This window comes from Nonomuraea sp. NPDC049637, assembly GCF_040675235.1.
Taxonomy (GTDB): Bacteria; Actinomycetota; Actinomycetes; order Streptosporangiales; family Streptosporangiaceae; genus Nonomuraea.
Genome location: NZ_JBFAOM010000021.1, coordinates 33,105 through 56,130, shown reverse-complemented (window position 1 = coordinate 56,130; position 23,026 = coordinate 33,105). Strand labels below are relative to the sequence as shown.

The 23,026-nt window shown below is 72.0% G+C and carries 20 protein-coding genes; 9 read left to right on the top strand and 11 right to left on the bottom strand.

Features of this window, described 5'->3' with window-relative positions; all coding sequences use genetic code 11:
- Positions 1 to 3: 3 nt before the first annotated feature.
- Complete coding sequence (locus AB0J71_RS27265) at positions 4 to 3,036, bottom strand: hypothetical protein (protein WP_364416646.1); 3,033 nt, start codon at positions 3,034 to 3,036, stop codon at positions 4 to 6.
- Positions 3,037 to 3,124: 88 nt separating this feature from the next.
- Positions 3,125 to 3,925: a DUF3027 domain-containing protein gene (locus AB0J71_RS27260; RefSeq protein ID WP_352320914.1), complete on the bottom strand. Its 801-nt coding sequence runs from the start codon at positions 3,923 to 3,925 to the stop codon at positions 3,125 to 3,127.
- 125 nt (positions 3,926 to 4,050) lie between these two features.
- On the opposite strand from AB0J71_RS27260, the gene AB0J71_RS27255 reads away from it, so the two are divergent.
- A complete protein-coding gene (locus tag AB0J71_RS27255) occupies positions 4,051 to 5,559 on the top strand; it encodes an MFS transporter (protein WP_364416644.1) in 1,509 nt (502 codons plus the stop codon).
- On the opposite strand, the gene AB0J71_RS27250 is transcribed toward AB0J71_RS27255, so the two are convergent.
- Together AB0J71_RS27250 and AB0J71_RS27245 are read right to left on the bottom strand one after the other, a co-directional pair.
- Positions 5,556 to 5,951: a cold-shock protein gene (locus AB0J71_RS27250; protein WP_352320910.1), complete on the bottom strand. Its 396-nt coding sequence runs from the start codon at positions 5,949 to 5,951 to the stop codon at positions 5,556 to 5,558. The two genes, AB0J71_RS27255 and AB0J71_RS27250, sit on opposite strands and share 4 nt — an antisense overlap.
- Before the next feature lie 90 nt (positions 5,952 to 6,041).
- Positions 6,042 to 6,650 (bottom strand): haloacid dehalogenase-like hydrolase, encoded by a 609-nt coding sequence (locus tag AB0J71_RS27245; protein WP_352320908.1) that lies wholly within the window; start codon positions 6,648 to 6,650, stop codon positions 6,042 to 6,044.
- A 112-nt stretch (positions 6,651 to 6,762) separates the two neighbouring features.
- Between AB0J71_RS27245 and AB0J71_RS27240 the strand changes: the two genes are divergently transcribed.
- Positions 6,763 to 7,155: a hypothetical protein gene (locus AB0J71_RS27240; RefSeq protein WP_352320906.1), complete on the top strand. Its 393-nt coding sequence runs from the start codon at positions 6,763 to 6,765 to the stop codon at positions 7,153 to 7,155.
- A gap of 34 nt (positions 7,156 to 7,189) precedes the next feature.
- A complete protein-coding gene (locus tag AB0J71_RS27235; protein ID WP_357976178.1) occupies positions 7,190 to 7,807 on the top strand; it encodes a helix-turn-helix domain-containing protein in 618 nt (205 codons plus the stop codon).
- On the opposite strand, the gene AB0J71_RS27230 is transcribed toward AB0J71_RS27235, so the two are convergent.
- Positions 7,800 to 8,438: a hypothetical protein gene (locus AB0J71_RS27230; RefSeq protein ID WP_352320902.1), complete on the bottom strand. Its 639-nt coding sequence runs from the start codon at positions 8,436 to 8,438 to the stop codon at positions 7,800 to 7,802. The two genes, AB0J71_RS27235 and AB0J71_RS27230, sit on opposite strands and share 8 nt — an antisense overlap.
- Before the next feature lie 66 nt (positions 8,439 to 8,504).
- Here AB0J71_RS27230 and AB0J71_RS27225 point away from each other — a divergent pair, with 66 nt between their 5' ends.
- Positions 8,505 to 10,835: a helicase-associated domain-containing protein gene (locus AB0J71_RS27225; RefSeq protein ID WP_364416642.1), complete on the top strand. Its 2,331-nt coding sequence runs from the start codon at positions 8,505 to 8,507 to the stop codon at positions 10,833 to 10,835.
- Positions 10,836 to 10,856: 21 nt separating this feature from the next.
- Here the strand turns inward: AB0J71_RS27225 and AB0J71_RS27220 are convergent, their stop codons facing one another.
- Positions 10,857 to 12,209, bottom strand: coding sequence for a hypothetical protein (locus AB0J71_RS27220; RefSeq protein ID WP_364416640.1), 1,353 nt, complete (start codon positions 12,207 to 12,209; stop codon positions 10,857 to 10,859).
- A gap of 424 nt (positions 12,210 to 12,633) precedes the next feature.
- Here AB0J71_RS27220 and AB0J71_RS27215 point away from each other — a divergent pair, with 424 nt between their 5' ends.
- From AB0J71_RS27215 to AB0J71_RS27205, 3 genes are all read left to right on the top strand, one after another.
- Positions 12,634 to 14,109 carry an AMP-binding protein gene (locus AB0J71_RS27215; protein WP_364416637.1) on the top strand — a complete coding sequence of 492 codons (1,476 nt, stop codon included), beginning with the start codon at positions 12,634 to 12,636 and terminating at the stop codon, positions 14,107 to 14,109.
- A gap of 68 nt (positions 14,110 to 14,177) precedes the next feature.
- Positions 14,178 to 14,531, top strand: coding sequence for a hypothetical protein (locus AB0J71_RS27210; RefSeq protein ID WP_352320895.1), 354 nt, complete (start codon positions 14,178 to 14,180; stop codon positions 14,529 to 14,531).
- A gap of 67 nt (positions 14,532 to 14,598) precedes the next feature.
- A complete protein-coding gene (locus tag AB0J71_RS27205) occupies positions 14,599 to 16,251 on the top strand; it encodes a DNA repair helicase XPB (RefSeq protein WP_352320894.1) in 1,653 nt (550 codons plus the stop codon).
- 219 nt (positions 16,252 to 16,470) lie between these two features.
- Here AB0J71_RS27205 and AB0J71_RS27200 read toward each other — a convergent pair whose 3' ends face one another.
- Positions 16,471 to 16,806: a hypothetical protein gene (locus AB0J71_RS27200; protein WP_364416635.1), complete on the bottom strand. Its 336-nt coding sequence runs from the start codon at positions 16,804 to 16,806 to the stop codon at positions 16,471 to 16,473.
- A gap of 120 nt (positions 16,807 to 16,926) precedes the next feature.
- On the opposite strand from AB0J71_RS27200, the gene AB0J71_RS27195 reads away from it, so the two are divergent.
- Both AB0J71_RS27195 and AB0J71_RS27190 read left to right on the top strand, forming a co-directional pair.
- Positions 16,927 to 18,927, top strand: a complete 2,001-nt coding sequence (locus AB0J71_RS27195) for an AAA family ATPase (protein ID WP_364416633.1) — start codon at positions 16,927 to 16,929, stop codon at positions 18,925 to 18,927.
- A gap of 62 nt (positions 18,928 to 18,989) precedes the next feature.
- Positions 18,990 to 19,520, top strand: a complete 531-nt coding sequence (locus AB0J71_RS27190; protein ID WP_352320888.1) for a YbhB/YbcL family Raf kinase inhibitor-like protein — start codon at positions 18,990 to 18,992, stop codon at positions 19,518 to 19,520.
- A 102-nt stretch (positions 19,521 to 19,622) separates the two neighbouring features.
- Here AB0J71_RS27190 and AB0J71_RS27185 read toward each other — a convergent pair whose 3' ends face one another.
- The 4 genes from AB0J71_RS27185 to AB0J71_RS27170 all read right to left on the bottom strand — a co-directional run bounded on the left by AB0J71_RS27185 (position 19,623) and on the right by AB0J71_RS27170 (position 23,003).
- A complete protein-coding gene (locus AB0J71_RS27185; RefSeq protein WP_352320886.1) occupies positions 19,623 to 20,159 on the bottom strand; it encodes a hypothetical protein in 537 nt (178 codons plus the stop codon).
- Between the two features lie 152 nt (positions 20,160 to 20,311).
- Positions 20,312 to 21,940 carry a chaperonin GroEL gene (gene groL / locus AB0J71_RS27180; RefSeq protein WP_352320884.1) on the bottom strand — a complete coding sequence of 543 codons (1,629 nt, stop codon included), beginning with the start codon at positions 21,938 to 21,940 and terminating at the stop codon, positions 20,312 to 20,314.
- A 343-nt stretch (positions 21,941 to 22,283) separates the two neighbouring features.
- Positions 22,284 to 22,484 (bottom strand): cold-shock protein, encoded by a 201-nt coding sequence (locus AB0J71_RS27175; RefSeq protein ID WP_106250594.1) that lies wholly within the window; start codon positions 22,482 to 22,484, stop codon positions 22,284 to 22,286.
- A 243-nt stretch (positions 22,485 to 22,727) separates the two neighbouring features.
- A complete protein-coding gene (locus AB0J71_RS27170) occupies positions 22,728 to 23,003 on the bottom strand; it encodes a MoaD/ThiS family protein (RefSeq protein ID WP_352320882.1) in 276 nt (91 codons plus the stop codon).
- Between the last annotated feature and the right edge of the window lie 23 nt (positions 23,004 to 23,026).

The following is a 23,026-nucleotide window of genomic DNA, read 5'->3' as shown; positions in this document are numbered from 1 at the left end:
AGGTCAGGACAGGTCGGCCTCGGCCAGCAGCAGGGGCACCGCCTCCGGGTCGCGCAGCAGCGCGGCCACGGCCAGCCGGTCGTTCCACTGGCCCGTGGCCCAGGCCAGGCCGCGGGCCAGCCCGTCGACGCCGGTGCAGTGGACCGCGCCCTCGAAGAACCGCCACGTGCAGGCGACGCCGTCGACCAGCAGCTTCTCGTGCTCGACGTACGTCTCGGGCGCGGTCGGGAGCAGCGAGCGCACCTGCGGCGGCACCGCGCGCACCTCGCCCTGCGAGGTCACCTCGCCGGTGGCCAGCTCACCGGCCAGCGGCAGGTCGAGCAGCTCCGACAGCGCCTCGGCCAGGTCGTAGGAGGCCAGCACCAGCGGCCGGTCGGTGACGAGCTGCAGCAGGTCGGGGGCCTCGACCACCACGGCGTCCTCGGCGGCGGCCACCACGATGTCGCCGCCGAGCACCGCGCGCACCCGCGAGGGCGGCTCGACCCGGGCCGGGTCGACGGCGGCCAGCGCGATCCACAACGCCCGCAGCTGCGCCCGGTCGACCTCGATCGCCGGGTCGGCCATCAGCTCCAGCAGTTCCTCGGGGCCGCCGTGGGCGGCCAGCAGCTCGGCGAGCGTGGTGCGCACGCCGAGCATCGACAGCGCCGCCTCGTCGAGCCCGGCCGGCGCGTCGGCGTAGAGGCCCTGCAGGAGCGGGTCGGCGCCGGGCAGCCGCAGCTCAAGCGGCTTGCGGCCGCCGAGCACCGGATGGTTGGCCAGCCACCACGCGGTGTAGGACGGCACCTCCACGCCCTCGACGCGCAGCGGGTGCAGCGCGGCCCGCAGCGGCGGCCGGGTCAGCAGCGGCAGCGCGGCCGCCCAGTCGGCCACCAGCTCAAGGTCGCGCACCGCCGCGAAGTCGGCCACCACCGGCGGCACCGCGAGGTCGGGCAGCAGGTCGAGCACGTGGTCGAGCCAGTCGGCCTCGCCGTCGAGGTCGTGGTCGCAGTCGTCGTGGTCGAGCAGCACGTCGGAGTCGTGGGCGACGGCGAACCCGTCGAGCACGCCCGCCGCCGCCAGCACCCGCGCCCCGTAGGTCTCCTCCAGCTCGGGCGCGGCCACGCCGAGGTGGGTGTCGGGGGCCAGCAGCCCGGCCAGGGCCCCGTCGGCGAGCATCAGCTCACCGGCCGCGTAGAGCTCGCCGTCGGCGCCGCGCAGCGCCAGCTCGGCCAGCCACGGCGCCTCGCCGGGAACCAGCCCGGACGCCGCCACCAGCGACAACACGGCCCGCGCGACCGGCTCGGGGTCGGCGCTGTCGAGCGACTGCGCGACGGCGGCCTTGGTCAGCGGGTCTTCGAGCACCGTGCGCGGGGTGGCCTCGGCGGCCCCCAGCCGCAGCAGCGCCGGATGGGCCGCCTCCGGATGCACGATGCGCAGCCCGAGCGGGGTGAGGTCGAGGTCGGCGCCGCCGTCGGTGAGGATCAGCGTGCCGCGCGGGCCGCGCACCACGCGGCCGTCGGTCAGCGGCACCGGCAGCGCGCCCAGCGACTCGGGGTCGTCGGCGGGCAGCACCGCGTACAGGGAGCGCCACCAGGACGGCTCACGCGCCTCCACGGCCTCCCCGGACAGCAGGTCGACCACGTCGGCCAGCTCCACCCGGCGCACGCCCAGGGCGACCATGGCCGGATGCCTGGCCGGCCACCCGGCGGGCAGCAGCCCCGGCACGAAGTCGGCCACGGTGTCGAGCAGCTCGGCGGTGGCCCCGGCCACGACGGCCGCCTCCCGGCCCGCGACCACCCAGCCGTCGCCCTCGGGCTCGCGCGCCGGATGCTCGACCCGCCACTCGGCGTCGGGCTCGTAGACCTCGGCCTCGGCGAAGGACGGGGTCTGGACCGCGGGCGCGGGCGCCGACAACGCGGGCAGCAGCGGCGCGGACGGCAGGCGCTGGAGCACGGCCCGCCGGACACGCGCGTCGAGCTCGCCCTTGCCCATGAGGGACGGCACCAGGTCGAGCAGCCTGGACGTGCGAGGCAGCTCGCCCAGCAGCCGGACGTAGGCGTCGGCCACCCGCTCGACCAGGAAGTCGGTGAGCGGCCCCTTGGCGACGTGCCGCCGGTCGGTGGCCATCGGGAAGGAGGCGATCAGCAGCGCGGGCAGGTCGATGGGCTCGTCGCTGGGCGTCGGGGCGTGCACGACGGGCGGCACGGCGGCGGGCAGCGGGCCGGGCTCGCCGGTGCCGGTGACGGGCACCGCCCAGCGCAGCGACCAGAAGGGCCGCGCCCGCTCCTCGGTGGGCCGGTCGGCGAACAGCCTGGCGACCTCGTCGGGGGTGAACTCGCCGGACTCCGACACGACGTGCCAGCCGTCGGCCACGACCGTGCGGGTGGCGCCGTCGAGGTCGATCTCGATGGCCTCCAGCGCGGGCAGGCCGAGCAGCAGCGCCGGGCTGGTCTCGGCCAGCATGCCGCGGACGGCGTCGACCGCGGCGGCGTCGCGCAGCGGCAGCCGGACGATCGTGTCGAACCCGGCGGGCACCTCCAGCGGCGGCGCGTCGAACGGCAGCCTGAGCAGCGGCACGTGGCCGGCCCGGTCGGCCAGCTCGCCCGCCAGCACGGGGATGTCCGCGACCAGCTCGGACGTGCCGGCCCGGGACCAGCGCACCGAGCCGCCGCCGCGCGAGCCGATGGCCGGCTCGTCGCAGACGGAGACGACGGCCGCGAAGCCCACGCCGAACCGCCCGGCCGCGCCGATCTCGTCGCGCTTGCCCGACACGCGCAACGTGGACAGGCCCTCCACGCCGGTCGCGTCGAGCGGGGCGCCGGTGTTGGCGGCCGTCAGCACGTCGCCGCGCAACGTCAGCCGCAACACCCCTGGCACCCCCGCGCGCAGCGCCGCGTCGGCGGCGTTCTGGGCGAGCTCGACGATCAGCCGGTCGCGGTAGCCGCCGAGCGCGAAGTCCTCCTCGGCGTTGGCGTCCTCGCGGAACCGGGCGGGCGAGGCCGTCCAGGCGGAGAGGACGGCGGCTCGCATCCGGTCAGTGCCAAAGGTGTCGGTCATCGATCACGATCCTGGTCGAGTGAAGAGGGGCCAGGGTAGGTTAGCCCCCCTGACCGACGAAACCGCCGTGCTCGCGCTCGTGCTCCGGTCAGGAGTGGCCGAGCTCCTCGGTGGCGGATCCGTCCACCGAGCCCTCTTCCTCCTCGATCAGGTCGTAACCCAGGTCGTCGAGGATGGGGATGGCCTGCTCGACCGGCGGGGGCAGCACGGCCGCCTCCGAGTGGGCGCCGCAGCCGTGGTCGGCGGCGACGACCTTGCCGTCGTCGGGGGCGTACTCGTTGGCGCAGACGCCGAACGACAGCCGCAGCTCACCGGAGAGCAGCCAGTAGAACCCGCAGGTGGAACACTGCGCGGGCGCGGCGTGTGCGATCGGAGTGTGCGGCCCGTGCTCGCCCGCGTGCCAGCGTCTGGCAGCCCGGTCTCTGCCGATGGCCGAGAGCACACGGGCTCGGCCCAGGCCGTACTCGAAAACCATCTGGCGGTCGGCATCTTCGTCGAGCTCGGTGAAACCGGGCGCCAGCCTGTCGTCGTCGTCGGGGGTCGGCAGCAGGTCGCCGACGCCCAGGTCGCCCGGCCGCAGCCGCTCGCTCCACGGCAGCCACTCGGGGGCGAGCAGCGCCCCGGAGCCGGGCAGCAGCACGGCCTCGCTGACCGTGACCTTCTTCGCGCGCGAGGCGCGGGTGACCGTGACGGCCCACCGCCAGCCGCGATAGGCGCGGTCGAGGCAGGCGAAGTAGTGGGTGACGATCCGGTCGCCCTCGCTCTCGAAGCCGAGGTGGTCGCCGGGCTCGCCCGGGTGCGCCAGCTCCTGCGCCGCGGCGCGCGCCAGATCGACTGCGGCGACGCAGGCCTGGTCGGGAGCGGGGACGCGGGCCCGGGTGCGGCTCATCGGGCCGCCTCCGCCTGAAGGTGCTGTTCGCTCACACTTCATTCTCACCCATAGGCGGACCTGGCAGACCCACAACCGCCGATCCGAAGCTGAGAAGAGGGGTGAATCGGGTAAGACTGGTAGGCGTGGGGGGTGGCTGGGAGCAGGCTCAGGGCATCTCGCGGCGGATGGGCCAGGCCATCGGCGGCGCGGGCCGTGCCGCCGTGCGCGCGGGCCGGGGCACCGCGAGCGGCGCCGTCCGGGCCGGCCGCGCCACCGCCAGGGGCGCGCGCAGGGCGGGCAGGGCGACCAGGAAGCTGACGTACGCGGGCGGCGCGGGCCGTACCGGGCTCGGCCGGCTGATCGAGCTGTCGGCCGGCAACAGCGCCGCCGACGCGCTGGTCACGGTGGCCCTGGCCAGCACGGTGTTCTTCGGCGTGCCGGTCGGCGAGGCGCGCGGGTCGGTCGCGCTCTACCTGGTCATCACGATGTTGCCGTTCGGGCTGCTCGCGCCGTTCGTGGGGCCGATCCTCGACCGGTTCAGGTCGGGCCGCCGCTACGTGATGGCCGGCACGCTGTTCGGCCGGGGGCTGCTCTGCTTCGCCATGGCCGCCGCCGTGGGGGCGGGCGACCTGCCGACGCTGTTCATCGGCGCGCTGGGCGTGCTGGTGTTGTCGAAGGCGTACAACGTGTCCAGGGCGGCGATCATGCCGAGCGTGCTGCCCGCCGACATCACGCTGGTCTCGGCCAACGCGCGGGTGGCGCTGTTCACGCTGGTGGCGGCCGGGGTGGCGGTGCCGGTCGGGGCTGGGCTGACCGCGTGGCTGGGCAGCGCCGTGGTGCTGCGCGTGGCCATGCCGGCCTTCCTGCTGCTCGGCGTCGCCGCCGTACGCCTGCCGCGGCACGTCGACTCGCCCGACCAGGAGGAGGAGGGCGTGGCGCCGCGCTGGCGCACCCTGCTCAAGGTGGGCCCGGCCGTGGCCGAGGCGGTCTGGGCGAACGTGGCGCTGCGCGTCTTCTCCGGTTTCCTGGTGTTCTTCCTGCTCTTCCTGGTCCAGGACAAGGCGGTGCCGTGGCTGGCCGCGCCGGCGGCGGCCGCCTCGTTCTTCGACGTGCCCAAGACGATCGCGCTGCTCGCCCTGGCCGCCGGGCTGGGCGGCCTGGCCGGGGCCGCGGTCGCCAACTGGACGCGCAGCCACTCCCCCCAGGTGATCGTGCTGGTCACGCTGGCGGTGACGGCCGCGACCACGATCGCCACGGCCGTCCTGTTCGGCCTGTGGACCGCGCTGGCGGTCTCGCTGGTCACCGCGTTCGCCCAGGAGCTGGGCAAGCTCGCGCTCGACGCGATCGTGCAGCGGGAGATCGGCGAGGAGGTGCGCTCGTCCACGTTCGGGGTGGTGGAGGCGGTGCTGCAGTTCGCCTGGGTGTTCGGCGGCCTGCTCGGGCTGGTGTTGTCGCTGACCCGCAGCTCCCTGGCCGGCTTCGTCGCGCCGGCGGTCGCGCTGACCGGGGCGCTCGGCTGGCTGCTGGTCACCAGGCGGGGGCGGGTGCGGGCGGCCGAGGCCAAGCTGGCCGGGCAGCGGGCCGAGGACCCCGATCAGCAACGGACCGAGACCCTCGACCGCACCAAACCCCTGACGAACCCGGGCGGTTAGGCGTCGAGGTCGTCCGCGACGGCCCTGAGCACCTGGGCGATCTTCTTGGCGTGCGCCGCCTCGGGGTGCTTGCCCCGCTGGTAGGAGGTGGAGACGCCGTCGAGCAGCTTGATCAGGTCTTCGACGATGACGACCATCTCGTCGGGCGTCTTCCGCTTGCCCTTCGGCTTCGTCTTGGCCAGGGTCGGCGGCTGGTCCAGGATCCGGACCGACAGCGCCTGCTGGCCCCGGCGTCCCTCGGCCACGCCGAACTCCACCTTCTGGCCTGGCTTGAGCGGGCCGGCGTTTGTGGGAAGCGCGGAGGAATGCACGAAGACCTCACCGCCGTCGTCACGGGTGAGGAAGCCGAAACCCTTGTCGGCGTCGTACCACTTGACCTTGCCACTCGGCACAGGAGGACCTCGTTCAAACAGTCGAAAAGGATGAATGGATGTAGGTTATGCCCCGAAGAGCGCGGAGGCGACCGGAAAAAAGCCCGGCAATTACCGTAGTTCGTCGCGTGCACGCCATCCGGCGAACCAGTCGGCGAATTCGGTCAGGTCGGCGAGCGCCACATCGGCTCCGTGCTCACGCAGCTCTCCCACCGTGTAAGGGCCCGTCGCGACGGTCACGCTCATGGCGCCGCCCGCGCGTGCCGCCTCGATGTCGGCGACATGGTCACCAACATAAGCCGCCGCGCCGAAGCGCGCGAGTGCCGTTCCCTTGGCGGCTCCGAACACCGATCCGACCACTTCGTCCACGGCCAGCCCGAGCAGTTCGACGGTGCCGGCGGCGTCGCGCGGGTTCTTGCCCGTCACCACGATCACCCGGCCGCCGCGGGCCCGTACGGCGGCGATGGCCTCGTACGCGCCCGCCATCGCGGTGTGCACCGGAACGCCCACCGCGGGATAGATCTCCCGGAACAGCTCGGCGGCCGCCGGAATGGCCTCCGCCGGCATCCAGTTGGCCAGCTCGTACTCCAGCGGCGGCCCCAGCCGGGTGATGATCTCACCGCTGTCGATGTGCACGCCCAAACGGCTTGACAGCTCGTCGTAAACGGCCGCGATGCCTGATCGTGTGTCGGCCAATGTCATGTCCAGGTCGAAACCCACTGAGGTAGTCACCCGTGCAGGATGCCAAACGCCGCATCGACGTCGGTAACGACCCTTGTTGTGGGACTCTGGGAATGGGCAGAAAGGAATTACTTATCGGAGAGGAGTGACCGTGTCAGAGACCCCCCGCACGCCCGGCACGGGAGACCGGCTCGTCGCCGCCGCCGCTCCCCGTCCCCATCGGCCCGCCCGGCCGCGCGGCACGCCGGTGACGGCCTGGCGGCGGGTCGTGTCGTTCGTGGCGTACGCGGTACGGCTCGCGTCCAGGCTGGCGGCGCTCTCCTTGGCGCTCCACGCCGTCTTCACGGTGTTCCGGGCCAACCCGGCCAACGGCTGGTACCAGCTCGTCGAGTCGCTGGCCTCGGGGCTCTCGCTGGGGCTGACCAACCTGTTCCAGCTCGCCGACCCGCGCTGGACCACGCTCGTCAACGACGGGCTGGCCGCGCTGGTGTGGCTGGTGGCCGGTTCGGCGCTGGCGGGCCTGGTCAGGCGCACCGCGCCCTGACGACTACTCTCGTTGCGGAGGTATCTGCACAGACATGACCAGATCGACCCGTGAGCGGATCATCGACGAGGCCCTGCGGCTGTTCGCCGAGCGTGGCTACGCCGCCACCTCCGTGGCCGAGATCGAGGCCGCCTCAGGGCTCTCCCCCGGCGCGGGCGGGCTCTACAGGCACTTCAAGTCCAAGTACGAGGTGCTCGCGGCGGCGATCAACGAGCATGCCGCCCGCACCAGGAGCCAGGTCGCCGAGAGCCTGGCCGAGCTGAGCACCATGGAGGCCGCCGCCGGCCTGGAGGACCGCCTGTCGCTGCTGTGCCGGGCGGGCCTGGCCAAGGTGCGGGAGGAGTCCGAGCTCACCCGGGTGTTCTTCCGGGACCTGAGCCAGTTCCCCGAACTGGTCGCGGTGGTCCGCGAAGGGCTGCTGCAGCCCATGTTCGACGCGATCACCACCTGGTTCCGCGCCCAGCCCGAGTACGCCGACGCCAAGGTCGACTGGACGGGCATCGCGGCGGTGCTCGGCGGCTCGGTGGTCCACTACCGGCTGTTCCAGGAGACCGTGGGCGAGATGCCGGGCCACGCGGAGAAGGACCAGTTCGTCGCCGCCTGGGTACGCCTGGCCGTCGGCCTGCTGCCCAGCCCGGCGCCGGTCAGCTGACGTCGAGCAGCCGGTAGGCCAGCCAGGCGACGCCGAGGGCCGTACCGATCATGAACATGACCCCGCTCACCTCGAAGAACCGGGCGACGAACGCCTCCAGGCCCGGCTCGGCCGCCTGGAGGCCCCCGACGAGCACGCCGCCGGCCGTGTAGCCGAACAGCGGCGCCCCGGCCCCGGCCAGCTTGTCGCCCACCGTCCAGGTGTCGCTGAACAGCACGGCCGCCGCCCCCGCCGCCCACACCAGCACCGGCACCTGGAAGATCGCCACAGCCGGCAGCCCCACCGGCACCAGCAGCGCGGCCACCGCCAGCACCACGAGGGCGGCGACGTCCCGCGGCTGCCCCCTGACCACGCCCCCGGCGCCCCTGCGGCCGGCCGTCGGCGGCGGGTCGGCGGGCGGGGCGGCGGCGGGGGGCGTGGGTGGGGCGGCCAGGCGGCGGGCCTCGCGTTGCACCAGGGCCACCGGGTCGCCGAAGCGCGTCAGCACCTTGGCGACGTCCCGGGCGTCCTGGCTGCCCCGCCGCTCCGCCTCGATCCTGGCCCGCAGCCGCCGCGCGAAGTCGAGCCGCTGGTCGGGCCTGAGCACGCCGTGCGCCGCGTCGGCCGCCCTGCTGACGTAGTTCAGGACCATTTGGTCCGCGCGCTCTATCACGTCTGGCAATGCTGCCCCGATCAGGGGGGACATACCATGGCAACGATGGAGTTCACGGAGTGGATCAGGGGGCGCACCGACGAACAGCTTCGGGCGCTCGTCTCCGCGCGGCCTGAGTTGATCACTCCGGTGCCCGCGCATCTGGAAGGGCTGGCCGCGCGGGCCGCCAGCCCTTCGGCGATCGGCAGGGTGCTCGACCGGCTCGACCGGTTCACGCTGGCCGTCGTCGAGACGCTGGCCGTACAGGACGGCCCGGTGACGAAGGCGGCGCTGCGCGGCCTGATCGGGCGGGCCCTGGCGGCGGGCAGGCCCGAGCCCGCGCTGACCGCGGCCCTCGACCGGCTGCGTGACCTGGCGCTGGTCTTCGGCCCCGACAACGCGCTCGACCTCGGGCCGGGCGTGCGCAAGGTCCTGGAGGAGCCCGCCGGGCTCGGTCCCAAGGTCGTCGACGTGTTCCGGCACCACCCGCCCGAGCAGCTCGACGAGATGGCCGACGACATCGCCCCCGGCTCCGACGGGCCCGGCAAGGATCGGCTGGCCGCCGCGCTGGCCGCGCCCGAGGCCCTGGTGGCGGCGGTCTCGCCCGAGGCCAGGGGCGCGCTCGACCAGCTGGTGTGGGGGCCGCCGACCGGGCGGGTGCCCAACGCCAGGCGCGAGGTGCGCGTGGCCTCGGCCCGTTCGCCCATCGAGGAGCTGCTGGCGCGCGGGCTGCTCGCGGCCACCGGCGAGGAGAGCGTGACGCTGCCCCGCGAGGTGGGCCTGCACCTGCGCGGCGGGCGCGTCCACCGCGACCTGCTCGCCGTGCCGCCGGCGCTCGGCGGGGCCGCGCGCGACCGCGAGCTGGCCGACCGTACGGCGGCGGGCCAGGCGTTCTCGTTCGTCAGGTCCGTCGAGGAGCTGTGCGAGCGGTGGAGCATCGATCCGCCGGGGGTGCTGCGCACCGGCGGGCTCGGCGTACGCGACATGAAGCGCACCGCGACCGACCTCGACCTGCCCGAATGGGCGGCGGCGCTGGTCGTCGAGGTGGCGCACGCGGCGGGGCTGGTCGCCGCGGGCGGCGGCGTCGACGGCGAGTGGCTGCCGACCTCCGGCTACGACCTGTGGCGGGTCAGGGCCACCGCCGACCGCTGGGTGACGCTCGCCGCGACCTGGCTGCACATGGACCGCGTGCCCGGCCTGGTCGGCGAGCGCGACGACCGCGACCGGCCGCTCAACGCCCTGCACACCGACCTGCGCCGGGCCTCCGCGCCGGGGGTGCGCACGGCGACCCTCGGCGTGCTGGCCGCCGCGCCGGGCCTGGCGCCCGACCGCGACTCGGTGCTCGAACGCCTGGCCTGGGAGCAGCCGCGCCGGCGCGGGCCGCTGCGCGAGCAGCTCACCGAGTTCGCGCTGCGCGAGGCCGAGCAGATCGGCGTGACCGGGCTCGGCACGCTGTCCGGCCACGGGCGGGCGCTGCTCGACGGCGGCGACGCGGCCTGCCTGCTCGCGCCGCTGCTGCCCGAGCCGGTCGACCACGTGCTGCTGCAGGCCGACCTCACCGCCGTCGCCCCCGGGCCGCTGACCAGCGAGCTCAACCGCTGGATGACGCTCACCGCCGACGTCGAGTCCAAGGGCGGGGCGACCGTCTACCGCTTCGGCGAGGGGTCGATCCGGCGGGCGCTCGACGCCGGGCACGGCGGCGAGGAGCTGCTGGCGATGCTGGCCCGCCATTCGGCCACGCCGGTGCCGCAGGCCCTGTCGTACCTGGTGACGGACGTGGCCCGGCGGCACGGCCGGATCCGGGTGGGCACGGCCAGCGCCTACGTCCGGTGCGACGATCCCGCGTTGCTCGACCAGATCACCGCCGACCGCCGCGCCGCCGCGCTGCGCCTGCGCCGGCTGGCCCCCACGGTGATCGCCTCGCGCTCGTCCAGGGCGGCGCTGGTGGACTCGCTGCGGGCCATGGGGTACGCGCCGGTCGCCGAGTCGCTCGACGGCGACGTGATCATCTCCCAGCTCGACAGCAGGCGTACCGAGGGGGTGGCGCCCGTACGCGCCGTGGCCTCGGTCGGCGGGCTCGATCCCGAGGTGGCCTCGGCGGCCGTACGCGCGCTGCGCGCGGGAGACGCGGCTCACCTGGCGCGCCGCGAGCCGGTCGACGCCCCGGGCGGCGCGGTGCCCAGGGGGCCCGCCACGGCCACGATCTCGGCCCTCCAGGACGCCATCAAGCAGGGCGTACGGGTGTGGATCGGTTACCTCGACTCGCAGGGCAACGCCACCTCGCGCATCCTGGAGCCGGCCCGGATGGAGGGCGGCTACCTGACCGCGTACGACGAGACCAGAGCGGCCGTCCACCGCTTCGCCCTCCACCGCATCACCGGCGTCGCCGGTCTCTGACCCGCCTTCCCGGCTCCCGTCTCAGGGGTGCTGGGTGAGCGCGTGGGCCGCGAGCCGGGACGCGGGGCCGTCCCCGGCGGCCAGGCGGCGCAGGTGGGCCGCCGCATCGGCCGGGTAGCGCAGCGACAGCCCGCCGCACAGCCCGGCGACCGCCGCGACCGCCCGCGGGTCGGCCGGGTCGGATGACCAGGTGAGCGCCAGGCGCAGGGCCTCGGGGGCGAGGGCGTCGTCGGCGCACATGTACGACAGCCCGCCGCCCGCCGCCAGCCGTTCGCCCGCCCGTCCCCTGGCCCACACCTCCAGGAACTCCTGCCGCGCCTCCCTGAACGACCAGGCGGCCAGCAACGCCACGCCCTCGGCCGCCCGCGCGCGCACGTCGTCCCCCTGGAGGGCCAGGGAGCGCGCCCACTCGCGCAGCGGCTGCCAGAGCCAGTAGCCGTACCGGGCGACCAGCTCGCCGAGCACCTGGGCGCGGTGCTCCGGGGCGCGGAAGACGACGAGACCGTCGTGCACGGCGATCAGCGGGTGCGGCGCGCCGGTCGGCCCCGGCCCCGCCTCGTGGGCCTCCCGGCCGCGCTCGAACGCGGCCAGCAGGCGGGCGAACTCCGGCTCGGGCAGCCCGTGCGCGAACGCGAGCGCCGCCACCGCCCGCACCTCGCGCATCGGCGGCTTGGTGTCGAACCAGGCGGCCACCTCCTCGCCCGCGGGCTCGTCGTCCCGCACCAGGCGCGTGGCCAGGCGGACGACCTCGGCGGGCGTGCGCAGTGTCAGCGCGCGGACCCGGGCGGTGGCGGCCCCGGCCGGGGCGCTCCGGCCGCCGAACGCGCTCAGGTACAGGTCGAACAGCTCGCCGGGGTCGGGCGCGCACCACGGCTGCTCCACCTCGACCGCCTGCGACGGGACGCCGTTCCGGGTGATCACCAGGTACGACCCCAGCTCGGCGAGCTCGCGGGCCAGGTCGAGCAGTTCGCCGCGGTCGGCGCTCCCGGCGATCCAGTCGTGCAGCAGGTATGCCCGGCCCGGCCCGTACTCGGTTCTGGAGAGCAGGTCGGCGGCGCTGCCGGCCGGTGACAGCACGGTGATCCTGCTCTCGGCCAGCGACATGCGCGACAGCAGGGCGATGGCGCCGAGCCGCTTGCCCACGTCCGCCTCCCCCACCAGGACGAGCAGGTGGCGCGTGGACAGCCGGCGCACCGCGTCGGCGAAGCCGGCGGGCTCCAGGTAGGAGCGCAGCAGGGTGTCGGCCGCACGCCGGTCGAGGTCGCGGGCCACCGGGACGACCAGAGGCCGGAGCTGTTCGTTGATGGCGATGACACGCTCGGTGAGCGTTTTGTCGTCGAGGTCGCTCTCGCCTGCTTCAGGCGTGTCGATCACGAAGTCACCTCGGGCCTGACTGGAACGTTGACTGTGTGGAAAATGTCTTTCGCGAACGTTTTTGTCCGGCGACTTGTTTCCCGGGCTTATGGATTGACCGTTCGCTGCCCGTCAGCCACCGCGCTGACCAGGCGCTACTCGCAAAGCTCGCGGCCACGGCCGCCGGCGCGCGCATGTCGATCATGTCCTCCATTGCTCTGGGCGACGGGCCGGTGACAAGAACCGCGGCAAGCCATCTGGTAGCACGGAACCCTAGTTATCCCACCAATACACGATCTAGCGCCACCCGAAAACTCGAATGACCTTCTAGGCCGATATTGGACATTTACTCGGCATGACAGCATCGTCCACAATCATCAGTCAAGGGTGGACATGAGAACGTTCAGGGTTGACTGCGCGCGGCGCCTCCGATCAGGTTGTGCATGTGACCGAGCAAACGCTGGGCCAGCTGGCCGAGGAGTCATGGAACCGCTTCGACGACCACGACTCGGTGTTCTACGAAGGGGTCTGGCACCGCAGCCACGCGCTGGCGGAACGCGCCCGCCGGATGTGCGGCGGGTTCGTCGAGGCCGGGGTCCGGCCGGGCGACCGGGTGGTCGTGATGATGGCCACCTCCCCCGAGGTCCCGATCGTCTACCAGGCGTTGTGGGCGGCGGGCGCGGTGGTCACGCCGGTGGTCTTCCTGGTGGGGGCCGAGGAGCTGCGGCACATCCTGCTCGACAGCGGCGCGTGCGCCGTCGTCACCTCGCCCGAGCTCGTGGAGACCGTACGGGCCGCCGCGGTGGACGTCCGGATACATGTGGACACGGCCGAGCTGGAGAGCGCCACCGAGCACGAACGGGTGCGCAGGGACCCCGGCGACCTGGCCGCGCTCATGTACACCGGCGGCACCACGGGCGTCGCCAAGGGGGTCATGCTGAGCCATCGCGGGCTCTGGCAGGTGGCCAAGGACGCGTACGAAATATCCCATCAAGAGGGGAAAAATCGTGCGATCGTGCCTGTGCCGCTCTCGCACGCGTACGGGTTGATCATCACCGTGGCCGGCCTGCACGCGACCGAACCCCAGCAGGCCGTGCTCATGCGCTGGTTCGAGCCGGAGGCGTTCCTGCGACTGGCCGCCGAGCAGCACGTCCAGTACGGCACCGTCGTGCCCGCCATGATCCACATGCTCCTGGCCCAGCCGCTGGAGTCGCACCCGCTCCCCGACCTGGCCTACCTCACCTGCGGCGCGGCGCCGCTGGGCCGGGAGGCGCTGCAGGAGTTCGAGCGCCGGATGCCGGGCACGCAGATCCTGGAGGGCTACGGCCTGACCGAGACCAGCGCCGTCACCACCTTCAACCCGCCGGGCAGACGCCGGCCAGGCAGCGTCGGCCTGCCGCTGGCCGGCTACACGATCACCATCCGCGACTCCGCGGGCGAGGCGGTGGAGTGCGGCGACGTCGGCGAGATCTGCGTCAGCGGCGACTCCCTGATGCTCGGCTACTGGGGCGAGCACGAACCCGACCCCGAGGGCACCGCGCTGGTCGGCGACGAGCTGCGCACCGGCGACATCGGCTGCGTGGACGACGACGGCTACCTCTACATCGTCGACCGCAAGAAGGACCTGATCATCCGCGGCGGCTTCAACGTCTTCCCGCGCGACGTCGAGGACGCCCTCAACCAGCACCCCGACGTGGTCATGTCGGGCGTCGTCGGCCGTCCCGACCCGCGGCTGGGCGAGGAGGTGGTGGCGTTCGTGCAGCTCAGGCCGGGAGCCGAGGAGAACGCCGAGGAGCTGATCGAGTGGGCGCGCGACCGGGTCGGACGGGTGAAGTACCCGCGCGAGGTGCGCTTCGTCGAGTCGATCCCGGTCACCAGCGTGCTCAAGCTGGACAGGAAGGCCCTGCGCGGCCGGTTGTGACCGTCCGCGCACACCGGGTCGGGCACGTCGGTATTCCGTGATAAACGTTGACCTGTCTGGAGGTGAACGTGAGTCAAGAAGATCCGTCCGGCTACCCGCACCTGCCCTACGGGGCGCCCTACGGCGAGCAGCCGCCTCCGCAGTACGGCTACGGCTACGGCGTGCCGCCGCGGCGCGACGAGGGCCCGCAGGCCGCCGCCATCGTCGCCGTCGTGCTCAACTTCCTGTCCCTCGCCTCCTGCCTCAACGTGCTCGGGCTGCCCGGCGGCATCCTGGCCGCCGTGGCGCTGACGCGGGCCCGCGAGCAGCCGGGAAGCGCCCGTTCGCTGCTGGTCTGGAGCTGGGTGCTGTTCGGCGCCGGTTTCGTGCTGAACATCGGGCTCTTCCTCTTCCTGGGCCTCACCGGCCGCCTGGACGACTGATCGATTACCCGTTCCGGGACTGTTCCTGCCGTCGTGTGTGTTGGATAAGGGTCAACCGTAGGAAGGGATGTCCGTGAACGACGGCCCGCTCATCGTCCAGTCGGACAAAACGCTGCTGCTCGAGGTCGACCACGAGAAGGCCGACGCGTGCCGCAAGGCGATCGCGCCGTTCGCCGAGCTCGAACGAGCGCCTGAACACGTCCACACCTACCGCGTCACGCCGCTCGCCCTGTGGAACGCGCGGGCCGCCGGCCACGACGCCGAGCAGGTCGTCGACGCGCTGATCGGCTTCAGCCGCTACCCGGTGCCGCACGCGCTGCTGGTCGACATCGCCGAGACGATGGCCCGCTACGGGCGCCTGCGCCTGGAGAAGGACCCGGTCAACGGGCTGGTCCTGACCTCGACCGACCGCGCGGTGCTCGAAGAGGTGCTGCGCTCGAAGAAGATCCAGCCGATGCTGGGCGAGCGCCTCGGCGCCGACTCGGTCATCGTGCACCCGAGCGACCGCGGCAACGTCAAGCAGGCGCTGCTCAAGCTGGGCTGGCCCGCCGAAGACCTGGCCGGCTACGTCGACGGCGAGGCCCACCCCATCAAGCTGCTCCAGGACGGCTGGGAGCTGCGCCCCTACCAGCGCGAGGCGGCCGACGCCTTCTGGCACGGCGGCTCCGGCGTGGTCGTGCTGCCCTGCGGCGCGGGCAAGACCATCGTGGGCGCGGCGGCCATGGCCCACGCCCAGGCCACCACGCTGATCATGGTGACCAACACGGTCAGCGCCCACCAGTGGAAGACCGAGCTGCTCAAGCGCACCTCGCTGACCGAGGACGAGATCGGCGAGTACTCCGGCAACAAGAAGGAGATCCGCCCGGTCACCATCGCCACGTACCAGGTGATGACCACCAGGCGGAAGGGCGTCTACAGCCACCTGGAGCTGTTCGACGCGCGCGACTGGGGCCTGATCGTCTACGACGAGGTCCACCTGCTGCCCGCGCCGATCTTCCGGATGACCGCCGACCTCCAGGCCCGCCGGCGGGTGGGCCTGACCGCGACGCTCGTGCGCGAGGACGGCCGCGAGGGCGACGTGTTCTCCCTCATCGGCCCCAAGCGCTACGACGCGCCGTGGAAGGAGATGGAGAACCAGGGCTGGATCGCGCCGGCCGACTGCGTCGAGGTGCGGGTCACGCTGACCGACGAGGAGCGGCTGGCGTACGCGATGGCCGAGGCCGAGGAGCGTTACCGGTTCTGCGCCACCACGCCGTCCAAGACGTACGTGACCGAGGCGCTGGTCCGGCGGCATCTGGGCGAGCAGGTGCTGGTCATCGGCCAGTACATCGACCAGCTCGACGAGCTCGGCGAGCACCTCAACGCGCCGGTCATCAAGGGTGAGACCAGGGTCAAGGAGCGCGAGCGGCTCTACCAGGCGTTCCGCGACAAGGAGATCCAGGTCCTGGTGGTGTCGAAGGTGGCGAACTTCTCCATCGACCTGCCCGAGGCGGCCGTCGCGATCCAGGTGTCGGGCACGTTCGGGTCGCGGCAGGAGGAGGCCCAGCGGCTCGGACGGGTGCTGCGGCCCAAGGCCGACGGCGGTGGCGCCCGGTTCTACACGGTGGTCAGCAGGGACACCGTCGACCAGGAGTTCGCCGCCCACCGGCAGCGTTTCCTGGCCGAGCAGGGATACGCCTACCAGATCATCGACGCCGACGACGTGCACGGCGAGGTGTGACGGGTTGAATGCCCGGCCGCTCGTTGCCTGAGCGGCCAGGCACGGCGTTTATGTCACGTCCACGAGACTCCACGGGTCGTCGACATCGAACCACCCCCCTCACCTGCGTACTATCACGCCGCCTGCGACATACCCCCATGATCCGCCAAACGCACCTGAAATGCCCGACTTTTTCGGTATTCCCACGTTCACTCAGAGATACGGTCTTTGCCGGGTTTGCTAGCCGGCCAGCAGGCCGCCGAGGAACAGCACCGCGCCGGCGACGATCCAGGCGGAGACCCCCGTCCCCATGAGCCAGCCGAACGTGCGCGGGTCCTGCCGGGACGCCGGGACCAGCCACGCGGCCAGCGTGGCGCAGGCGGCCAGCGCGGCGAACAACCCCGACACCGTGGAGACCGCCCCGAGACGCCGGGAACACGCCGGCGGGGACTCGCCGCCCGCGCAGAACGCCTCCAGCCCCCATCCGGCGAAGACCGACATCCCCCAGAGCGCCGCCAGCAGGAAGCTCGCGACCGTGGGGATCATCGGCGAGAGGACCAGGCGAAGCCGCGCCACCTTCCCTCCTTACCCCGCCGCGCGCCGGTAAATGCTTTGGAGGCACCGGACGGCCGCCGTTAAACTAGTCGATTCGCTGCCTTGACCACCTCCGTTTTCGACCATGGGAGGCGCTTTCGCATGCCCACACACCAACTGGCTCCCGACATACCCTCCGACGTGCTCGCCGCCGAGCAGGCCCACCTGGCCGAGTCCAGGGCCGCGCTCAAGGCGATGCGGGCCCACGCCCAGTCGTTGTCGGCCGACGCGGCCGGCGACTGGGTCTCGCAGCAGATCCTCCAGTCGCTGCTGGACCAGCGCGTGGCCGCCCTGGCCGACCATCCGGACACCCCGCTGTTCTTCGGCCGCCTCGACCGCGAGGGCGGCGACGACCTGCCGGGCACCCTCTACGTCGGCCGCCGGCACGTGCACGACGGCACCAGCCGGCCGCTGGTCATCGACTGGCGCGCGCCGGTGTCCCGCGCGTTCTACCAGGCCAGCCCGGCCGACCCCATGGGCGTCATCCGCCGCCGCCGCTTCGGCTACCACGGCGGCGCGCTGACCGCGTTCGAGGACGAGCCGCTCGGCGAGGGCGGCGAGGTCGGCCCCTCGAAGATCCTGACCGAGGAGATCGAACGCCCGCGCACCGGCCCGATGCGCGACATCGTGGCCACCATCCAGCCCGACCAGGACGAGATCGTCCGCGCGACGCTGGCCCAGACGGTGTGCGTCCAGGGCGCCCCCGGCACCGGGAAGACCGCCGTGGGCCTCCACCGGGCCGCGTACCTGCTGTTCACCCACCGCGAGCGGCTGGCCAGGTCGGGCGTGATGATCGTGGGGCCGAACCGGGCGTTCCTGTCCTACATCTCCTCCGTCCTGCCCGCGCTAGGCGAGGTCAAGGTCGACCAGACCACCGTGGCCGGGCTGCTCGGCGAGCACGCCGCCGAGGAGGACCCGATGGTCTCCGCGGTCAAGGGCGACGCCAGGATGGCCGCGGTGCTCGACCGGGCGTTGTGGATGCACATCGTCAAGCCCGAGGACGGCCTGGTGTTCACGAAGGGCGCCTACCGCTACCGGGTCGCCGACCACGAGGTGCGCGAGATGGTGGCCTCCCTGCGCGGCACCACCCGCTACTCGCCGGGGCGGGCCGCGCTGGCCCAGCGCCTGGCCCACCAGGTGCTCGTACGGATGGAGCAGCGCGGCGAGTCGCCCGACGACCGGGTCCAGGACGCGGTGGCCAGGTCGAGGCCGGTCAAGCAGCTCGTCGACGCCGTGTGGCCGAAACTGACGCCGGAACAGGTCCTGCACCGCCTGCTGTCCGACCCGGAATTCCTCTCAAAAGCCGCCAAAACCGATTTGTCGCCTGACGAGCAGGAAATGCTGCTTTGGCGGAAGCCTTATCGGAGCTGGAAGTCCGCCAGATGGTCGGCCGCCGACGCCGCGCTCCTCGACGAGCTGCGCGACCTCATGGAACGCACCCCGTCGCTCGGCCACCTCGTCGTGGACGAGGCCCAGGACCTGTCCGAGATGCAGCTGCGGGCGCTCGGCCGGCGCTGCCGCAACGGCTCGGCCACCGTGCTCGGCGACCTGGCCCAGGGCACCACGCCGTGGTCCACCAGCTCGTGGGAGACCGTGCTGAAGCACCTCGGCCAGGACGAGGGCGAGGTGACCGAGCTGACGCTCGGCTTCCGCGTGCCGCGCGAGGTGCTCGACTACGCGGCCCGCCTGCTGCCCTCGATCGCCCCCGGGCTGGCCGCCCCGCGGTCGCTGCGTCCGGGCGCGGGCTCGCTCACGGTCCGGCCGGGCGGCACGGTCGCCGAGACCGCCCGGGAGGTCCTGGCCAAGGAGGGCTCGATCGGGGTCATCGTCCCCGACGCGATGGTGGCGGCGGTCTCCGAGTCGCTGTCCGGCCTGCCGCACGCGGTGCTCGACCCCGACGCGACGCAGGAGCACCGCCTGCTGATCGTGCCCGCCACGCTCGCCAAGGGCCTGGAGTACGACCACGTGATCGTCGTGGAGCCCGCGGACATCGTCGAGGCCGAGCCCCGCGGCCTGGCCCGCCTGTACGTGGTCCTGACCCGTGCGGTCACCTCGCTCACGGTGCTGCACGACAGGCCGCTCCCGGCGCAGCTGGCAACCTGACGGAGGGCGGGCACGGCCGCTTCTAGGATGGCCTGAAGGAGCTGTCAACCTAGGAGGATGCCGTGCCCGCACCGCTTCCGCATGAACACCTGCCCCCGGTCCCCGCGCTCGTGGTGGAGAGCGACGACATCCGCGACGGCGAGCGGCTGAACGACCTCCACGTCTTCGACGACTGGGGGATGACCGGCGGGAACGTCTCTCCCCAGCTGCGCTGGTCGGGCGCCCCCGAGGGCACCCGCGGCTACGCCGTCACCTGCCACGACCCCGACGCCCCCACCGGCAGCGGCTTCTGGCACTGGGTGCTGTTCGACCTGCCCGGCGACACCACGGAGCTGCCCAGGGGCGCGGGCACCGGCCCCGACTTCAAGGGCCTGCCCGCCGGCGCCGTCCACGCCCGCAACGACTACGGCACCAAGGACTACGGCGGCGCCGCTCCCCCGCCCGGCGCCCCCCACCGCTACGTCTTCACCGTGCACGCGCTCGGGGTCGACGAGCTGGGCGTCGACAGCGACGCGAGCCCGGCCGTGGTCGGCTTCAACATCACCGCCAACACGCTGGCCCGCGGTCACGTCGTCGCGCACTTCGGCGTCTGAGACCGGCACAACACCGCGGCGAAGGCGCCCCGTTCGCGTTCGGGGCGCCTTCGCCGTGGTGCCGCGTCGGGTTCAGGTACGCCCGGCGCCACCAGACGGGGTTCAGTCGCCCTGCACCAGTTCGTCGGCGAACGTGAAGTCCATGGGGGCGTTGGACGACCGGTCCTCGCTCTCGCCGGCCGACCGGCCCTCGAAGGCGTCCGCGACGTCCTCGCGCTCGCCCGACATGTCCTGGCCCTCGTCCGCGACGTCCTCGCGCTCGCCGGACACGTCCGCGCCTTCGTCCGAGCTGTCCTCGCGCCAGTCGGACATGTCCTGGCCTTCGTCCGAGGTGTCCTCGCGCCAGTCGGACCTCTCGTCGGCCTCGTCCGACGTCCTGTCCTCGCCTTCCTCCGACGACCGGTACCCGCCCTCCTCCGACATCTCCCCGCGCTCGTCCCGCGACGTCCATCTCGACGGCGAGGCGCAGTAGTCGCGGTCGTACAGCTCCAGGTAGCCCGCGCAGTAGGGCACGTCGACGTACTCCAGGGCATCGTCCAGGTAACCGTGGTCGTCTGCCTGGGCGGGCATCGTCATGGCGGCCGCGGCGGCCACCATGACGGCTCCGAGCCCGAGAACGCGCGCGGTGCGGGAATTCATGTAACTACTCCTTTGTGCGGTGAATCGTCACTTCGTTTCGTTACTTTCCGTAGTCAATAACTACTAAACGTGACGGGTCCGGACACAACAAAAGGCGGCCGGATCCGTGGAGATCCGAACCGCCTTCTGATGCGTCAGCGACCAGGCGAGGCCTAGAAGTCCATGTCGCCGCCGCCGGGCATGCCGGCCGGAGCAGCAGGGGTCTTCTCGGGCTTCTCGGCGATGACGGCCTCGGTGGTGAGGAAGAGCGCCGCGATGGAGGCGGCGTTCTGCAGCGCGGAGCGCGTCACCTTGGCCGGGTCGATGATCCCGGAGTCGAACATGTTGACGTACTCGCCGGAAGCGGCGTTGAGGCCCTCGCCCGGGGTCAGGTTGCGCACCTTCTCCACGACGACGCCGCCCTCGAGGCCCGCGTTGACCGCGATCTGCTTGAGGGGCTCCTCAAGCGCCTTCTTCACGATCGCCGCGCCGGTGGCCTCGTCGCCGTTGAGCTCGAGCTTGTCGAACGCCTTGGCGCCGGCCTGCAGCAGCGCCACGCCACCGCCGGGGACGATGCCCTCCTCGACGGCCGCCTTGGCGTTGCGCACGGCGTCCTCGATGCGGTGCTTGCGCTCCTTGAGCTCGACCTCGGTCGCCGCGCCGGCCTTGATGACCGCCACGCCACCGGCCAGCTTGGCCAGGCGCTCCTGCAGCTTCTCGCGGTCGTAGTCGGAGTCGGTGCGCTCGATCTCGGCGCGGATCTCGTTGACCCGGCCGGAGATCGCCTCGGCGTCACCGGCGCCGTCGACGATGGTGGTCTCGTCCTTGGTCACCACGACCTTGCGGGCGCGGCCGAGCAGGTCGAGGGTGGCGGTCTCGAGCTTGAGGCCGACCTCCTCGGCGATGACCTGACCGCCGGTCAGGATCGCGATGTCGCCCAGCATGGCCTTGCGGCGGTCGCCGAAGCCCGGGGCCTTGACGGCCACGGAGCGGAACAGGCCGCGGATCTTGTTGACCACCAGGGTCGCCAGGGCCTCGCCCTCGACGTCCTCGGCGATGATCAGCAGCGGCTTGCCGGACTGAACGACCTTGTCGAGCAGCGGCAGCAGGTCCTTGTTGGCCGAGACCTTGCTGTTGACGATCAGGATGTACGGGTCTTCGAGAACGGCCTCCATGCGGTCGGAGTCGGTCACGAAGTACATCGACGTCATGCCCTTGTCGAAGCGCATGCCCTCGGTGAGCTCGAGCTCCAGGCCGAAGGTGTTGCTCTCCTCGACGGTGATGACGCCTTCCTTGCCGACCTTGTCCATCGCCTCGGCGATGAGCGAGCCGATCTCGGGGTCGGCGGCGGAGATGGAGGCGGTGGAGGCGATCTGCTCCTTGGTCTCCACGTCCTTGGCCAGCTTGGAGAGCTCCTCGCTGACCCGCTCGACGGCGGCCTCGATGCCCTTCTTCAGGGCCATCGGGTTGGCGCCGGCGGCCACGTTGCGCAGACCTTCGCGCACCAGAGCCTGGGCGAGCACGGTGGCCGTGGTGGTGCCGTCGCCGGCGACGTCGTCAGTCTTCTTGGCGACTTCCTTGACCAGCTCGGCGCCGATCTTCTCCCACGGGTCCTCGAGCTCGATCTCCTTGGCGATGGAGACGCCGTCGTTGGTGATCGTGGGAGCGCCCCACTTCTTCTCCAGCACGACGTTGCGCCCCTTGGGGCCCAAGGTCACCTTGACGGCGTCGGCGAGCTGGTTCATACCGCGCTCGAGACCGCGCCGGGCGTCCTCGTCAAACGCGATCATCTTGGCTGCCATAAGGCTAGACCTCCCAGATGCAGGGTGGCGTGTCCTGGACCGAGCCGACGCCCGCGACGGCATAGGCCTGCATCTCCGTTCGGCAGACCCCATCGTCTCGATCCGAGTTGTTGGCACTCTGCCACACAGAGTGCCAACGAACTGTTTAGCACTCTACCCTGCCGAGTGCAAGCCACGGGCACCCCACCCCAGCTCATCGGGCAGGTCATCGGGTGCGCCGGTTCGTACGGCGAGCCGCCCCTGAGGCGCGGCCCGCCGTGCGAAGCCGACGGAGGAAACAGTGACGAGCCCGTACGGACTGCGCTGCCGCACGTCCCGCCTGGTGCATACCAGCGAGGGTGAATCAGACCGTGCGGACGGACTCCGCCTGCGGCCCCTTCTGGCCCTGCGTGATCTCGAACTCGACGCGCTGTCCTTGTTCGAGAGAGCGGTACCCGTCCATCATGATCGCTGAGTAATGGACGAATACATCCTTACCACCGTCTACCGCGATGAAGCCGTAGCCCTTGTCCGCGTTGAACCACTTGACGGTGCCCTGCGCCACTTCCGACTCCTCTTACTGGGCTCGCAGATCTCGCCCATTCCTTCGCGAGACCCGTAATCGCCTGACTTTTGGGAAAATCAGCCAGACGATCGCCCTCGACCATACCTGTGGCACGGGGTTTGGCAACAGAGTCAACCGACAAAACGCTAATTTCATCGAAGGCTGAGTCGTTCGAGGTTGAATTTGGTTCTAAAACAAGAAGGCGCCCACAAGGGGCGCCTTCAAGAGTCGGTGGTCCGGCGGTCAGCCGCCCGCGACGGCGGGGATGATGGAGATCTGAGCGCCTTCAGGCGCGGGAGTGTCCAGCCCCTCGGCGAAACGGACATCCTCTTCACCAACGTATACGTTGACAAAACGACGAATCTTGCCCGATTCATCCAGAATTCTCGCGCCGATCCCCGGGTAGTCGGAGTCGAGCTTGGCGAGAACGTCACGAAGAGTCGCCCCTTCGCCACTCACCTCGGCGTTACCCCCGGTGTAAGTGCGCAGAATGGTGGGAATCCGCACAGAAACGCTCATGGTTTTTGTTGCCTTTCCTGGAT